The organism is Altererythrobacter sp. TH136 (assembly GCF_007065885.1).
In the GTDB taxonomy this organism is placed as follows: domain Bacteria; phylum Pseudomonadota; class Alphaproteobacteria; order Sphingomonadales; family Sphingomonadaceae; genus Tsuneonella.
Window position 1 is genome coordinate 1716256 of the sequence record NZ_CP041409.1, and the last position, 15367, is coordinate 1731622.

General features: G+C 61.4%; 12 protein-coding genes. 9 read left to right on the forward strand and 3 right to left on the reverse strand.

The genetic code is table 11. The features are described from left to right. Position 1 precedes the first annotated feature (1 nt). From C0V74_RS08225 to C0V74_RS08245, 5 genes are all read left to right on the forward strand, one after another. Positions 2–1168, forward strand: a complete 1167-nt coding sequence (locus C0V74_RS08225) for a hypothetical protein (RefSeq protein WP_143251362.1) — start codon at positions 2–4, stop codon at positions 1166–1168. Positions 1169–1431: 263 nt separating this feature from the next. Continuing rightward, a complete protein-coding gene (locus tag C0V74_RS08230) occupies positions 1432–2694 on the forward strand; it encodes a sugar transferase (protein ID WP_143251364.1) in 1263 nt (420 codons plus the stop codon). A 158-nt stretch (positions 2695–2852) separates the two neighbouring features. Continuing rightward, positions 2853–3623, forward strand: coding sequence for a hypothetical protein (locus C0V74_RS08235; protein WP_143251366.1), 771 nt, complete (start codon positions 2853–2855; stop codon positions 3621–3623). Next, entirely contained in the window at positions 3620–4573 is a 954-nt protein-coding gene (locus tag C0V74_RS08240; RefSeq protein ID WP_143251367.1) for a glycosyltransferase family 2 protein, read from the forward strand. Before C0V74_RS08235 ends, C0V74_RS08240 begins: the two co-directional genes overlap by 4 nt. A gap of 65 nt (positions 4574–4638) precedes the next feature. After that, a complete protein-coding gene (locus tag C0V74_RS08245; RefSeq protein WP_143251369.1) occupies positions 4639–5898 on the forward strand; it encodes a hypothetical protein in 1260 nt (419 codons plus the stop codon). A gap of 77 nt (positions 5899–5975) precedes the next feature. On the opposite strand, the gene C0V74_RS08250 is transcribed toward C0V74_RS08245, so the two are convergent. Both C0V74_RS08250 and C0V74_RS08255 read right to left on the reverse strand, forming a co-directional pair. Continuing rightward, positions 5976–6908 carry a hypothetical protein gene (locus tag C0V74_RS08250; RefSeq protein WP_143251370.1) on the reverse strand — a complete coding sequence of 311 codons (933 nt, stop codon included), beginning with the start codon at positions 6906–6908 and terminating at the stop codon, positions 5976–5978. A gap of 14 nt (positions 6909–6922) precedes the next feature. Then, complete coding sequence (locus tag C0V74_RS08255) at positions 6923–8398, reverse strand: oligosaccharide flippase family protein (RefSeq protein WP_143251372.1); 1476 nt, start codon at positions 8396–8398, stop codon at positions 6923–6925. Between the two features lie 183 nt (positions 8399–8581). Here C0V74_RS08255 and C0V74_RS08260 point away from each other — a divergent pair, with 183 nt between their 5' ends. Beyond that, positions 8582–9721 carry a glycosyltransferase family 4 protein gene (locus C0V74_RS08260; RefSeq protein WP_168194189.1) on the forward strand — a complete coding sequence of 380 codons (1140 nt, stop codon included), beginning with the start codon at positions 8582–8584 and terminating at the stop codon, positions 9719–9721. Then, positions 9718–10656 (forward strand): NAD-dependent epimerase/dehydratase family protein, encoded by a 939-nt coding sequence (locus C0V74_RS08265; protein ID WP_143251376.1) that lies wholly within the window; start codon positions 9718–9720, stop codon positions 10654–10656. Before C0V74_RS08260 ends, C0V74_RS08265 begins: the two co-directional genes overlap by 4 nt. Here the strand turns inward: C0V74_RS08265 and C0V74_RS08270 are convergent, their stop codons facing one another. After that, entirely contained in the window at positions 10657–12030 is a 1374-nt protein-coding gene (locus C0V74_RS08270) for a right-handed parallel beta-helix repeat-containing protein (RefSeq protein WP_168194190.1), read from the reverse strand. A 123-nt stretch (positions 12031–12153) separates the two neighbouring features. Here C0V74_RS08270 and C0V74_RS08275 point away from each other — a divergent pair, with 123 nt between their 5' ends. Together C0V74_RS08275 and C0V74_RS08280 are read left to right on the forward strand one after the other, a co-directional pair. Beyond that, complete coding sequence (locus C0V74_RS08275; RefSeq protein ID WP_143251380.1) at positions 12154–13263, forward strand: glycosyltransferase family 4 protein; 1110 nt, start codon at positions 12154–12156, stop codon at positions 13261–13263. Between the two features lie 807 nt (positions 13264–14070). Then, a complete protein-coding gene (locus C0V74_RS08280; protein ID WP_246844806.1) occupies positions 14071–15366 on the forward strand; it encodes a nucleotide sugar dehydrogenase in 1296 nt (431 codons plus the stop codon). Position 15367 lies beyond the last annotated feature (1 nt).

Sequence of the window (15367 nt, forward strand, 5' to 3'; positions counted from 1 at the left end):
CATGAGGCGTTTCCTTGTGCTCAAGTCTGCACTCGTGTGCGGCGCCCTCGCCGCCGCATTCGTGGCAGGGAAGGAAAGCCTCGCCCTCGCATTAGCCGATACGCAGCCGCAGCTGGCGCTTCGCCTGAACCCGAACCAATCGGATGCACTGTCCGCCGCCGCGCATGCCGCGGTTTCAGGCGCCCCTTCCGCCAACCTCCAGTTGGCCGGGCGCCAGGCTGCCAAAGCATTACAGATTGATCCAACGAACAGCCGCGCAGCAGCGAACGTTGCTGTGCTTCGTCAGCTCGATGGTTCGGAGACGGACGCCGTTGAGGCGATGCGTTATGCGCAAAGGCTCTCGCGCCGCAATCTTGCCGCACAGCTTTGGTGGATCGAATACTCGGCGGAGCAAGGCGACGTCGAACGTACCCTCACCCACTATGACACCGCCATGCGCACAGCGCGTAGCGCACCGTCGCTTCTCTTCCCCGTGCTCGTCACGGCGGTCGGAAACCCCATCGTATCTCGCCGGCTGGCCGAGGTTCTCGCTCAGCGTCCTTCATGGGCCGAGCAGTTCGTGCAACAGCTGGCGCAGAGTGGCCGCGACCTCGATGCGGTTCATGGTCTCCTTAGCGCCATGGCCGCCTCCGGCGCGCCCGTTGCGGACCCGGCTCTGCGGACCGCTCTCCAGCGGCTGGTCGACGATGCACGATATCGCGAGGCGCTATCCCTGTTCGCCGCCTACCGGCCGGAGCGGGCAGCGGCGCCTGTCCGCAATCCGACCTTCCGCCCAATTTCCCAAGGGGCGACCATCTTCGATTGGCAAACGGGCGAAGGCGCCGAGGCCGCTGTGCTTTCGCCGGACGGGCTTCTGATCGAAGCTTCCTCTGGCACTGCCAAGCCTGCTGCAAGCCAGCTCGTCGCGCTACCGGTGGGACAGCATCGGTTTGGATTGGCCTATTCGGCTTTGAGCGACGAAGGCGCGGCGGAGCCTGCTCTGTCGGCGCATTGTGCGAGCGACGGAAGCCTGCTTGGCCGTTCTGCGAGGACCGCTGAAGGGCAAGTCCGGCTGGAATTCAGCGTTCCGGCGGGCTGCGTACTCCAGCGTCTGGAAATTGCACTGCCGGAAGCGGACTTGGATCCAAGTGCTGGCCTCCTCGTCACCTCTATCAGGAAGCTTCGCTAGCCGACCAAGAATGCCGGCTTCGGACAAGAGGCAGGGATAATCGGCGCCTCAAGAGCGATGAACTTGAACTTGAACTTGAACTTGAACTTACCCTCTCATTTCGCACTGCCGATAGGGCTCCTCTCGACTGCAGGAGGAACCCGTGCAGGAACCCGTGCGCTCTTCGTTTCGGGGCAGGCGAGCCGCTTGTGCAATATGCTGGAGGTTGCACTCCTGCCCGCGCATGCTCGCAAGATCCAGCTCTCTGGCGAGGGTGCGAGCCGGTGCTGAGGAAACGCAGCCGAGGCTTTTGGGCGGGCTGGCCGGTGCAGCTCGGCGGCTGCATCCTCTTTGCAGCTGTCGTTCCTTACATCTACCGGTATGAGACAATTGACCGCGAGGCGCTCGATACCTTGTGGTTCACATTCGTTGGGTGCACCGTCGCTATCACCGCGGGCATCTGGCTTCTGAGAAACGTCACCACATACCCGGGAGTCGAAACGAGCGCCTACATCCTGCCGTCCCTGGGAATCGCGTTTTCGTTTCTTCTGCTGGTCTTCGTTTTCGGCCGTTTTGAGTACAATCGCCTAACGCTCCTGCTCGCCTTTGCGATCAGCATCGCTTGGCTGTTCTACGTCCATTTCCGCCGTCAGCGAGTGCAGAAACTGCTGGTGGGCATCGTCGATCTGACGGGCACCTTCCGCGCGCCGAACCTTCCGACGGTCGTCTGGAGTTCGCTGTCGGACCCTCGGTCGGAGGATTGGATGGGGCTCGACGCCGTGGCCACCGACCTGCGGGTCGACCTTCCGGAAGAGTGGGACCGGGCACTCGCCAGCATGGCTCTGGCCGGGATACCTGTATTCCACCTCAAGCACCTGATGGAGTCCCTCACGGGGCGCGTCGAACTTGAGCACCTGTCGGAAAACAGCTTTGGATCGCTGATCCCGCTCTCCGCGTATCAGCGGGTTAAATATATAGCCGATTGGCTGACTGCGGTGGTCGCCATCATCCTCCTGCTTCCAGTCCTTCTGTTGACGGCGATCGCGGTGCGCCTGTCCTCGCCTGGTCCTGTGATCTTCCGGCAGACGCGCACCGGCTTTCGCGGCGAGCCTTTCACCGTGTACAAGTTCCGGACGATGCGTGTGGATGGCTCCGGCGGCGATAGCCGGATTTCCGCCATGACCCAGCCGAACGACAGCCGCGTGACGCTGCTGGGACGGTTTCTCCGGAAGACGCGCCTTGATGAGTTGCCGCAGATCGTGAACATCCTACGCGGAGAGATGAGCTGGATCGGCCCGCGGCCGGAAGCGATAGTCCTTTCGCAGTGGTACGAGAGCGAAATACCATTCTACCGGTACCGTCACATCGTGCGGCCAGGGATCACTGGTTGGGCTCAGGTCTGCCAGGGTCACGCTGCCGGCGTCGATGAGGTGCGCAATAAGCTGCACTATGACTTTTACTACATCAAGAACTTCTCTCCGTGGATCGACGCCCTGATCATCGCGCGTACCATCCGCACGATGCTCACCGGTTACGGATCGCGCTGATGACGCTTCCCCCCACCCTCGTTCGGGATTGGACGTATCAGCCAAGCAAGCCTTCGGCGCTCGTCCGCCTCATGCGGCTTCGTTCGCAGGCTAGGGGATGGAAGCCGCCTCCTGCCTGGCAGGCCATTCGGCCGATTGAACCGGCCCCACGCTGGAACATGCTGTTTCTTTACGCGCCCGACGGTCGGCTGAGAGCCGGGCAGCAGGACTCGCTGGCCCGGCTCAGGAACCTTCGCGGCCGGAATGCCGTCGTGCTCGCTAGCGCATCCCCCTCCGACCTGCCGGATGTCGTTGATGGGGCGGATGCACTGTACTGGAAGGGCCTGTCCGGGTTCGATTTCTCCGCTTACGCCTTTATGCTGCAGGAGGTGGCACGGCATTCACCCGGCGCAGACCTCTATCTTCAAAATGATTCCGTCCTCGGTCCGTTCGGCGATATCGACAGCTTGATCGAGGCAGCGCCGTGGCGGCTCACCGGCTTTCTCGGCAGCTCCGCGATGGAGAATCACCTGCAGAGCTACGCCCTTCTGTTTCGCGGCGTAGACCTCGAACTGGTGGAGGCGCTGGAGCCTGTCTTATCGTCCAGGAGGGCGCTAGATAGTTGGAAGGACGTCGTTTGCCGGCAGGAAACCCGCCTCGCCCGTACCGCCTCGCGCAGCGGATGTTCGGTTGGAGCGCTCTGGTTCGCGCCAGGGGCGCATGAAGCCGAGACGCCGCTGCTCGGCGCGGCGGCGATGAAAGCTGGGCTCGTCAGACGGGCGGAACAGAAGGTCGCAGACCCCTCGCTGTGCAACGCGGCGGACCTAATAGAGGAGGGATTTCCCTTCCTCAAAAGATCGCTGTTCGGGCGTAATCAGCGCTTCCAAGAAAGGCGCCGCCTGGAGAGGCTCCTTTCCCTGCAAGGTCTTTCACCGGAGGGGGTGCTATGACTGCGCCCAGGGTTGATATTGCTATCGTAAACTGGAACTCCGGCCCTCTTCTTGCGGCATGCCTGCGCTCAATCGCGGCTTCGGATATGTCGCGCATCGATCAGATCATCGTCGTCGACAACAATTCGACCGATGCGTCAGCCGAGCTGAACGTGCCGGAGTTGCCGCTGCAAGTGGTCTATGCGGGCGCCAACCTTGGATTTGGTCGAGCCTGCAATGTCGCTGCGGGTCGGGGCCGCGCGCCATACATTCTCTTTCTAAATCCTGATGCTGAAGTGTTCGATAAAACAATCTCTGGTGTGCTGGAAGAAATGGATCGGCCGGAGAACGCGGATGTGGCTGTGGGGGGAATCCGGTTGATTGATCGCGAAGGAAACACGCAAAGACACTGCGCCCGGTTTCCCGGCTGGCGCAGCCTCGTAGGCGAGGCTACCGGCTTAGCTCGCCTAGCTCCAGGTTTGTTTCCCCCGGTCATCATGCGGGAGTTCGATCATCTTTCCTCGCAGGATGTCGATCACGTAATTGGCGCATTCTACTGCGTTCGCAGACGGGTGTTCGAGCAGGTCGGCGGCTTCGATGAAGACTACTTTGTCTATTTCGAAGACCTCGACCTGTCGCGGCGTATCGCCGACTTAGGCTTGCGAAGGCGCTTTCTAGCCGATGTGAGCGCATTTCATGCAGGAGGGGGGACATCTGAGCGCATCAAGGCACGTCGGCTTTGTCTGGCCATATCGGGTCGGCTTACCTATGCGAGGAAACATCTTTCCCGCGGGTCTGCCGCTGCAGTATGGAGCGCGGCCCTCCTTGTCGAACCGCTCACCCGGACTGCGCTCGCACTGGCGCGTGGCTCCGTCGCCGAATTATTAGCGACATGGCAGGGGTTCGCGATGCTCTATACACACCTTCCTTCGCTGGCTCGGATCAGCAGACGCGAGGCTTCCGGAGCATGACTGGATCATTGCTTCGTCCGGGACCCGAGCGGGGGTTCCTCGCTCTCGTAACTCGCTTCCTTCTCGTGCTGTCCCTGGTCGTTTGCGTGGTGGTGCCGCACTCGTTCCAAGTTCCCACTGCAGCCCTTCTCGTAGTCACCGCCCTTCTTGCGGCGCTCGGACTTCAATTTACGCGCTGGGTGTCCATTCTACTTATACTATACTGCCTGGGCACCGTCATCAGCGTCCTCTACCTCTTCATCGGGTTCACCAACGGCGCGCCTAACGACGCAATCATCCAGAGCGCGCTTGTCTACGTTGCCTCGCCCCTGATCTGGATCGTCATCAGCACTTCGTTGATACAGCGGCTTGGAGTGAAGAGGACCGTCAATTGGCTCCTGGTCCTGACTTGGGCTGCGATCGCGAGCATTGTCCTCTTTTTCTACGCCTACTTCGCCTTTGGCCGCGAGTCGGTGCGGTTCCTGACGGAAGACGCAAACATCAACGTGAGCGGTGGTTTCGCCGGTGCAACGATGCTGGTGTACGGCTCAATGATCTTCCTAGCGGGAGCCTTCTTCGCCGAGCCCGCCGTGCTGCGCTGGCGACTGGCACGATTTGCCACTCCCGCGGCGCTGATCGCGGCGGCAGCGACCTCGGGAAGGGCGGCGTTTCTGATCGCGATACCGATCGGCTTCGTGCTTGGCACACTGCTGCGCCCGGGCCTGCATCCTCGCTACGTCGAAGGCAAAACCGGTGGGATCCCGCTGCTTCCGGCGATAGGCGTGCTCGGTGCTATCACGGTGGGAGTAGTGATCCTCAACACTGTCTTCACCCAACTCGACCTCCGCTTCATCGCAGAGCTATTCTGGGAGAAGCTGACGAGCGGCGGTGGTTCGGAGCGCGTGGAGCAAGCTGACGCGTTGTGGGCCGGCATCGAAGAGTCGTACGGGCTGGGTCATGGACACGGAGTGGGGGTGGCCTATCTTCGGAGCGACGAATTCCCCTGGCGCTACGAGCTTCTGCCGCTCGCTTCCGTACTTCGCGTCGGCATCCTGGGAACTCTAATCTACGCGCTGCCTTTCTTAGTCGGCATATTCGCCGTGGCCCAGCGCTTCCAGGCGCGCGAGCTGACGCGCTACGACATCTACCTGTCCGGCGGCCTTGTCACCGCGACAATCGCGACTTTCACTAATCCCTACCTGGAATCATATATCTTCCAGTGGATGTTCTTCCTGCCGCTGGTGGCGCTCGGGCAGCGAACAGTGGCACCGAGCGGAGCAGAACAGGTGCCCCGGACCGGTAGTTCGCTCGACGAGGAACCGTTGGCTTCCCCGCTCAAGTACTGAACCCCATCGGCGGATTAGACCTCGAGATGCGTGACTGCGGCAGATTGGTAAGCGATCACCGGTACGGGTATTCTGCCTCAGCGAGTCTCTGGCTCGGCATAGAACGAGCGGATTTCCGCTGCGCCTCCTCGTGAGGGAGCAAAGGAGACCATCGAACGAGGATCGGGTCGGGCCCAACGTGCCCTGAGATGGCGCGCCTTTCGGAGGACCGATTGCGGGGCGATGTCCTGGATCACTCGGCGAATAAAGGACGGACGGACGGCTTCGCGCCGCGTATTGTTTGCCGCTTCGGCTGCGCCCCAATCCAGAACGTAATCGGTCTGTTGCGGCGCACGCTGAAAAGGAGCCACCTCCGCAATTCGTCGGGCAATCACCAGCACATAAGTCGGCATGGCCCAACCGGCGTAGCCGACCCGCTGGCCTGCTCTGGCTGGGTCACGGACCATGAGCCAAGGTTCCAGACAGAAGAAAGGGGCGAGGAACATTCCTTCCACCTTGTACCCGTTCTCTTCGCTGAGGGTGCGGAAGAACAACTCCGGGCTGAACTGATAAAACCCGTGACCCATCTCGTTATTCGCCGGCACGGCCACGATCAGGTGGCCGCCGACCTCGGGCAGGTGCATCAGGCTCGCTAACGCGGTCGGCAGATTGAAGACGTGTTCCAGCGTCCCCCCGTCGAACACCGCAGTATACCTAGCCCCCTTCTCTCGCGGCAACGGACTGTTGAGGTCGTGGATGACCGTTGCGCCTTCGTAATCCGAGTAGTCGAGAGCATCCACGCTTTGAGCCCCGAGGAGCTCGAACAACTTCGACGAGAAGGGATCGATCTTCCCTGCGATCTGCGCCGGATCGAAGTCGGACGTCCGGTGCCCGAAACTCTTGAGTGCGGCGACGGCTTCGCTTTCGCTGACCATCATCCGCTGGCGTCCGATGGTCAGCGTCTTCGAAAAACTTACGCCCAGCTCCGCCGCTTGGGCTAGGAGTCGCACCGACTGAACTTCAATACCCACCTGACGCCCTCGTCTTATGTCGAGTTGCCGCTTCGGCGGAACTGACCCAGCGCCACACGACCCTTGTACAAAGCATTTAGCAGCTCGCTTTCCAGTGGATGGCGCACGAGATGCACCGCAACCAGCCAGAATATCGCGCCACCGAGAATAGACGCTCCAATTAGCAGAAGCGGCGGAAGCGCGGAAGTGCCGACGACTAGGAGGAGAATGGCTCCAGGCGCTATGCTGGCTGCCGCAATGATCGCGTTAGTAAAGAGAGCCCGGGCGAACTCTCGCGCCCTGACGTCGGTCATCCGCAGGATCTGGGGCACGTACATGAAGGTCGCAAACAGGACCTCAGCAAGGCGCCCGTAAGCCGCCGCCTCGATCCCGAAGAAGCAACCAAACGTAAAGAAGGCCAGCCCCGCCAGCGATCTGATCGATTCGAAGCGGACCTGGCGGCCGAGCTCGTCACGTAGGATGAAGAGCTCGTAGCTCATTCCGAAAATCATCGCGATCGCCTGAGCGATCATGAGGATCGCCAGCGGACCGGATGCTCCCACCCACTCGGGCCCGAAGACAACCTGTACTGCCGGCCCGGCGAGGACCGCGATGCCCAGGAGCACCGGCCACATGACAGCGAGGCTGAGATGCAGCCCACCGATGTAGCTCGTGCGAAGGCTGACCTGAGCGCGCTGGTCGACGGCCAGCCGAGCCATGAGCACCCTGCCGATGCCGCCGAAAACACTGCTGTACAGCGTGTTGTAGACCGTGCTCGCTCGCGAATAGATCCCGAGGGCCGCCAGTCCCAGCATCGAGCCGAGCACGAGCTCAGAAGCGCGCATAGCAAGGATCGACAGGCCTCCAACGCCAAGAATTTTCACGCCGAAAAGAAGCATGGTGCGCCAACGTGCCAAGCTGGGCACGAGCCGCAGGTGGCCCGGGGCGGCCAAATGGGACCCGATCACGCTGATGAGGGAAGCCGCTACCGCCCCATAAGCCACACACATGTACCGTGCGCCCAACAAGGCGGCGCTGATGGCCACGGCCGTTCCGACGACGGCGCGAACCGCCAGCAGCAGCGAGACCGCACCGAACCGCATCTCTCTCTGCAGAAGGGCCAGCGGGACCAGTTCGAACGCGTTAATGAGCGGCACAAACGCGATCAGCCGTACGACAGGGATGATCTTCGCGTCGCCTACTGCTACCGCGATTGCTTCCGCACCGACAAACGTGACGACCGTGAGCAGCAACGACAATGTGAGAGTGATGAAGAGTGCGCCGCCGAGAACCTCGCGATCGACAGTGCGTTCGCGGATGATGTAGCTTCCGAGGCCAAGCGCGCTCAGCGCTGCAAGAATGCCGTTGACCGCTTGACCCGTTGCGTACGCGCCCATCTCATAGGGGGTCAGGATGCGGGACAACCACACCAGCGCCACGAGCATCGCAAACAGTGTTAGACCTTGTCCAGCGAATGACCAGGCGAATGCCTTCCGAACCGACATTTTCATCCAGATAAGCGCCGTCGCCGGCTGGCAGATGGACCTTATCTGACGCCAACAGCGACAACAAGCGTCCCGTTTCCCTTGATAGTGCTCTGCAGCCTGCGCTAAGCGCCACGCACGCGGCTGCAGCAGTGTCCGCGCCTATAGGAGCTCGAAGAGGTGTCACTTCGTCGCCGCTGCGAAGGCGCCTTGGAGCGTCTGCCCAAACGTATTTCACGCTATGGCTACGACATTCTGCGATCCTTAGATCTGTTCCGCGCCAATGAGAACTTCAAAAGCCGCCCACTTGCGCTTCTCGGCTCGCATGACCTCAGCTTGAGCGGGGCCCCGCGTATCGTGCTGGAAATGGCGCGGGCGCTCTTAAGTCGCGACTACTATGTCGTTGTGGTGGCGATGGGCGGCGGCCCCATGCGCGCGGAGTTCGAAGCCGCCGGAGCTGTTGTTCTGATAGACGTCCGCCCCCGGTTGGGGAGCGCCTACTTGCGCAATCTGGCGGATACGGCGCAACTCGCTATCACGAACACCGTCGCCTGCGCGCCGCTGGCACAGATCTGGTCCAAGCACGTGCCGCTAATCTGGTATTTGCACGAGGTCTCGCTGCTGCAGCGGGAGATCGCTCGGGATAGTGTTCGCTTGCCGCTCGGCGCGGCAGCTGAGGTTTGGGCGGGCAGCGAGCTCAGCGCGGCCATAGCGCGCACTGCCCGTCCCGATGTGCGCATCTTTCCCTATGGGGTCGATCCGCTTCCCGCCGAACCGCTAGGAGCAATCGGCGACTGCCTTCGCGTGGGCGTCTTCGGCTCTATCGAGCCGCGAAAGGGGCAGGATTTAGCGCTCGCCGGCATAGCGGCGCTGGACTGCCACGAACGGGGTGCCATTCGAATGAGGCTATTCGGGCGCGTGCTTGACCGCGACTTCGCTGATGGCGTACTGGCGCAGGTGGACGATCTGGCCGAAGCTTCCTTCGGTGGGGAGCTCGATACGCAATCGTACAGACGAGTCATGAGCGAGGTTGATGCGGTGCTCGTGCCATCGCGCGACGACACACTTCCACTCGTTTCGATTGACGCCTTATCGGCCGGCCGGCTGCTGCTGTTGACCCGATCCGTTGGCACGAGCGAATGGCTAGAGGATGGCCGGGACGCCATCATAGAGCCAGAGACCGATGTGGCGGCAATCGCCCGGCTTCTGCGGCGAGCGCTGGAGGTGCGGCCGACCGCCGACACGATGGGATGTGCTGCTCGCGCCCGGTTCGAACAGCATTTCTCGCGCGACGCTTTCCTGCACACGTTCTATAGCCGCATCGACGCCTTGCGAAGAACGCGCGAGTGACCAGGCCTCTTGCAGGTAAGACCTGCCTTGTTCTCGGTGCAGGCGGCTTCATCGGCATCAATCTCACTGTCGCTCTAAGGCAGAGCGGCGCCGTCGTGCGGGCATTTGGCAGACGGCCGCGGTATTCGGACGCGCCCGCGGCGGACCAGTGGATCGAGGGCGAATTCCACGAGCGTGACGCGATCGCCGAGGCGGTCCAAGGTGTGACTCACGTCTTTCACCTGCTTGGAGGAAGTGCGCCGGCCGCTCACAACCTCACGCCGGAGAAGGAACTCACCGGCAACCTCCAGCCCTCCTTGGCCTTGTTTGAAGCCTGCGCAGAAGCGCGGATTGAGCGGCTCGTCTTCGCCTCCTCGGGGGGAACCGTATATGGCCCAGGCGCTCCCGTTCCAACGGAGGAGACGGCGCAGACCAATCCGATCTCCGCCTACGGCGTCGGCAAGCTCGCTCTCGAGAAGTTCCTCGCCGTGTACCGGCGCTACCGGGGGCTCGACAGCTATGTGCTGCGGCTCGCGAACCCGTTCGGACCGTGGCAGGACCCGCTGCGCGGACAAGGTCTGGTAGCGCGTGCCATGCAATCCGCGATCGAGGGTGCCCCGATCGAGCTATGGGGTGATGGTTCGCTGGTCCGCGACTTCATCTACGTGGAAGATGTTGCCGACGCTCTCGTGCGTGCGGCGCTCCATGAAGGGGACGAGCGGCTCTTCAACATCGGCTCGGGCATCGGACGCCAATTGCTCGCCGTCCTCTCCGATGTGTCCGAAGTCGCCGGGCGGCCGCTCGATGTACGTCAGGTGCCAGGCCGCGCCGCCGATGTCCCGATCAGCGTTCTGGACCCACAACTAGCGGCCAGCGCGCTCGCGTGGGAACCCACCACTTCGTGGCTGCGCGGGCTGCAGCTCACCCGGGACTGGCTTTCAGCGCGTCAGGGCTGATCAGAACAGGGCCGTAGGGCCACGATCCACCGGACCGCGAACGCTATTGCCGCTCACCGTCAGAGTCCGCCGATCCACTGACGCTTCGGCGAACACAGTCGTCGCCTCGGTGGTTCGGCCGCTCCTGTTCTCCACGATATTCTCCAGCAGACTTACGTTCGTGCTGACGCCAGACACAAACGCGATCGGGATCCCGCGCGAGCCGTCCCGCAGCCCGCAGTCGAGGAATGTGTTCTCTCGCAAAACGAGACCGTCACTGCTGCGGATCCAAAGCGCAAAACCTCGCTCGTAGCCCACGCGCAGGAATTCGTTCGAGGCAAGCTTCACCTCAAAGTTGCGACGATGGTAGCCGAGCTCACCTTCTTCCGCACAGTCGATGAAGCGATTGTTCGTAACGCGCAGCCCGTGCATTCCGTCGACCAGAAATGGCTTGCGGCACCGCTCCGCGACGTTGTCCAAGATGGCAATATCGTAAGGAATGGAAGCATCCGATCCGCTCGCGAAGCCGCGTGCGCTAAAACCGCCGTAGCGGTCTAAGACCCGGTTGTTGCTGATCGAGAAGCGCCGCTGGAAAGCCTTCCCGGTGTTTTCGAACATGTTCAGCGTGACCGCATACCCGCCCCCGCCGATGAACAGGTTATTGCGGATCGACACGTTCTGGACACGGGAGAAACCTGTTGGCTCCGGCTCGATGTCGATCGCGCCTGGCGACTGAACTCCAGTGAAAGGGTTCATCGGGTCCGGCGGCAGGGGCCCGCCAGTCCGCCCTACGTTCCAGAAAGTGCAGCCCTCGACTACTAGGCCGTCGCAATCGAGCACGGAGATCGCGTTGCGCGTGTTGGCGTTCATCCCGTCGAAATGACACGCACGGACGGTGATTTCGGCATTGTGCCGCTCCTGGCTGCGTACGGTGGACGATCCGATGTAGAGCCCGTCACCCCGAAATCCGCGAAACTCCACGCCTTCGATCAGCGCACCGGTGACGCCGTTCAGCATGACCAAGTAATCAAACTCGCTGAAGCCGCGCTGCGCGACGTCATCTTCGAAGCTCAGGCCCTGAATGCGGTAATCCATGAAGTTGTCGCGAGGATTTGGAGAGCCGCTGTCCGCATGAAGGATAAAAGGCGAGGGGCGGCTATAGGAGCGAGCAAAGACAGTTGCCTTCGCGCCGTCGCCCTTCAGACGAAAAGTTGGCGGCAGGTTTTCGGCAGCCGTCATCGACACAAGGTAGCGGCCGGCGGGTGCATGGATCGGGCGGCCTGTTTCGGCCGCTCGCATTAGCGCAGCTGTATCGTCCCGGTCACCGCGGCGACGGAACTCGGGCAGGACGACGCGCTCTGGTTCGCTTGAGCGCTCCACGATCGGCAGCAGCACTCCGGCAGCCGTAACTCCCCCGACACTCGTCAGAAGCCTGCGGCGGGACGCGAGTATTGGTGCCATTGCGTTTACGTTCCAGCGATCGTTAAAGCCCTCGGCAGTACCAACCATCCGATAGACATGAAGTTGCAGAACGCCTTCCCGAACCTACATGGCCGTCACGTTGTCTGCTTCACGCGGTATGAAGCCGTGGGGCCGAGCAGCCGGCTGCGCTTTCATCAATTTCAGCGCCCGCTGGAGCAGGCTGGCTGCCGTGTGAGCTTCTACCCGTTGCTGTCTGAACGCTACCTGGAGCGCTTCTATGGGGGAAAGAAGAAGGACAAGTTCGACATAGCTTTCAGCTACGTACGACGGCTGGCGCAGCTTGCCACCTTGCGCGCCGATCTCGTCTGGGTGGAGAAGGAACTGTTTCCGTTCCTCCCTGGTATGTTCGAACGGATGCTGAGATCACGAGCGGTCCCGTACGTAGTCGATTTCGATGATGCGATCTTCCACAACTACGACCTCAGGAAAAAAGGTTTCGTTCGCTCACTGCTGGAGAGCAAGCTCGATCCTCTATTGTCTGGTTGCGCCATGGTGACGGCCGGGAACTCTTACCTGGCAGATTATGCGCAAAGCCACGGCGCGCCTTCCGTCGCAATTATCCCCACTGTGGTGGACACCAGGCGGTACCCGGCACGACCGCCGATCGATCGAGGGCGTATCCGGGTCGGCTGGATCGGCACACGGACCAATGAGCGATACCTTGCACCCGTCATTCGCGCGCTTACCCGCCTCAGCGAATCGCTGCCCCTCACTCTTGTGACCGTAGGCGCCAGCAGGCTGAGCGGCCTGGCGGTGCCTCAAGAGCAGCACGAATGGACCGAAGACACCGAAGGAGAGCTGGTGGCATCTTTCGACATCGGGGTGATGCCCCTGGCCGACACACCTTGGGAGCGAGGCAAGTGCGGCTACAAGCTGATCCAGTATATGGCTGCTGCCCGACCGGTAATCGCCAGCTCCGTTGGCGTGAACTCTGAGATCGTCACCCCCGATGTCGGCCGCCTGGTTCATGGAGAGGCTGATTGGGAGAGGGCCATTCACGAACTTGGCACAAGCCGTGAGCTGATGACCAGACTGGGGGCAAACGGGCGTCGGCGCGTGGAAGAATATTACTCGCTCGATGCAGCGGCTCCGCAGCTACTCAATCTGTTTGACAAAGTCCTTGCCGCCCCAGTGTGGCATGGTTGAGCTCGGCGACTTGAACCAAGCCGCAGAACTGCTAGGAACCACTGTGAAGCAAACTTCTCCCCGCAATACGCTCCTTCTGGTGCTGCTCCTCGCGGCGACGGCATGCTCAGACGACCAGCACAGGTCATCTCCGATCGAAGCCGTTCAGCCCGCTCGCGTAATCAGCGCGTCGGAGAAAGAAGCAGCTCGATCGTTGTCGGTCGTAAACAGTGGGTCTTCGGCGGACGCGAAGGATCAGCCCCTGATATGCAGCCAAAGCATCCGGGCTTTAGCGAAGCGCCTCCTCGAACTTGGCGCCCTCACACGAGAGCAGCGCGACGCTTTGGGACGGGCCCAGTCGATCTACGAGAGGCGCGCCCAAGCAACACTTGACTCCAGCGATTCACGGACAGAAGAAGCGGCCGTTCTGCTAGCACAGCAGGACGGCGACGATGCCGCTGTTGCCAGAACGGCAGTCGCTTGCCTACGAGCACTTTCGATCTAAGCCTGTACAATGTGCCTGCACCAACGATTGATTCCGCGACGTGTTGATCCGTCGAAACGTGGCTTTCGCAATTGTTCTAACGTGGCGATACCGTTCGAAAGTTAAGTAGTCGTGAGGGTTGGACAGAGTTTAACTCGCGGGGCTAGTCGGCGACTGAATATCGCGGCAAAATCGGGGTAGAGGCGCCGGTTTGGAAGCCGCTTTGCGCACCAGGTTCCGGCACAGTCTGCGACGACGCCCGCCAACGCACGTTGGCGAACCGGGGCATTCTATGCGACAGCGTTTAGATCATCTACATTCTTCGCCTTTATTTCGCCACTTGCATGATCGATTTCCAGACCCCTCCCACGATGAATTCTTCGAGCGTCCTGTCGACTGTGGTCGGCCTTGGATACGTTGGACTTCCCCTTGCAGTAGCGCTTGCTCGCACAGGGCCGGTCACCGGTCTCGATGTCGATGCTCGCCGCATTTCAGAGCTGAAGGTCGGCTTTGATCGCACCGCTGAAGTCGATGCTGAGCGCCTCGCAGCAACCACCATAAACTTTCATGTCGACCCAGCGCAGTGCCCGCCTTCCGAATTCTACGTGGTTACCGTGCCCACTCCTGTCGGTGAGGCGGATCAACCTGATTTATCGATATTGGCAGCCGCCAGCAGAACGGTAGGTGAGATGCTGCCAAGGGCGATCGAGGCGGGGCTCAAGCCTGTCGTGGTGTTCGAAAGCACTGTTTATCCAGGTGTGACCGAAGACATCTGCGGCCCGATACTGGAACAAGCGTCGGGGGCGGTTTGCGGCGTCGACTTTTTCTTGGGTTACAGTCCCGAACGCATCAACCCAGGCGATCGAGAGCATACCGTTGATCGCATTCAGAAGGTGGTTGCCGGGCAGACGCCCGAAGTTCTCGAACGCATTGCAAAACTTTATGGTTCGATCACCTTGGGAGGTATATTCCGAGCGAGGTCGATCAAAACGGCCGAGGCCGCAAAGGTGATCGAGAACGCCCAGCGCGACATCAATATAGCCTTCATGAATGAGATCGCGCAGGTCTTCGCGCGCAGCGGCATTTCGATCTGGGATGTGCTTGAAGCCGCCCGCACCAAGTGGAACTTTGTTCCTTTCACCCCGGGCCTGGTCGGCGGTCACTGTATCGGGGTCGACCCGTTTTACCTCGCATATCACGCGCGCAGCCTGGGCCACCTTCCCCGCGTCATCCTCGCCGGGAGGAGCGTAAATGATGATATGGCTCGGCACGTTGCCGACGCGCTGCACGACCGGCGTGGTGCGAAAGCCGGCACCGCCTTGGTCCTTGGGGTCACGTTCAAGGAGAATGTTCCCGACATCCGCAACAGCAAGGTTGCTGACTTGGTCGCTCGGCTCGTCTGGCTGGGGCACGAAGTTAGCGTGCATGATCCGCTTGCCAATGCTGATGAGGTTGCCCGTGAGTACGGCTTCCGTCTCCTTCCTGAAATGCCGGCAAGAACATATGATCTCGTACTACTGGCCGTGCCGCATGAGGAATACCTCGCCCGGGGCGGCGACGCTCTGCGGAGCAGAGTAGCGTCTGGCGGAACGCTTGCGGATCTCAAAGGTGTGCTGGACCGGGCAGACTGGACGCTGTGAC

Coding starts and splice junctions, on each gene's coding strand:
- C0V74_RS08275 (WP_143251380.1), top strand. CDS start 12,154: ATGAAGTTGCAGAACGCCTTCCCGAACCTACATGGCCGTCACGTTGTC.
- C0V74_RS08225 (WP_143251362.1), top strand. CDS start 2: ATGAGGCGTTTCCTTGTGCTCAAGTCTGCACTCGTGTGCGGCGCCCTC.
- C0V74_RS08280 (WP_246844806.1), top strand. CDS start 14,071: ATGATCGATTTCCAGACCCCTCCCACGATGAATTCTTCGAGCGTCCTG.
- C0V74_RS08255 (WP_143251372.1), bottom strand. CDS start 8,398: ATGAAAATGTCGGTTCGGAAGGCATTCGCCTGGTCATTCGCTGGACAA.
- C0V74_RS08240 (WP_143251367.1), top strand. CDS start 3,620: ATGACTGCGCCCAGGGTTGATATTGCTATCGTAAACTGGAACTCCGGC.
- C0V74_RS08235 (WP_143251366.1), top strand. CDS start 2,853: ATGCTGTTTCTTTACGCGCCCGACGGTCGGCTGAGAGCCGGGCAGCAG.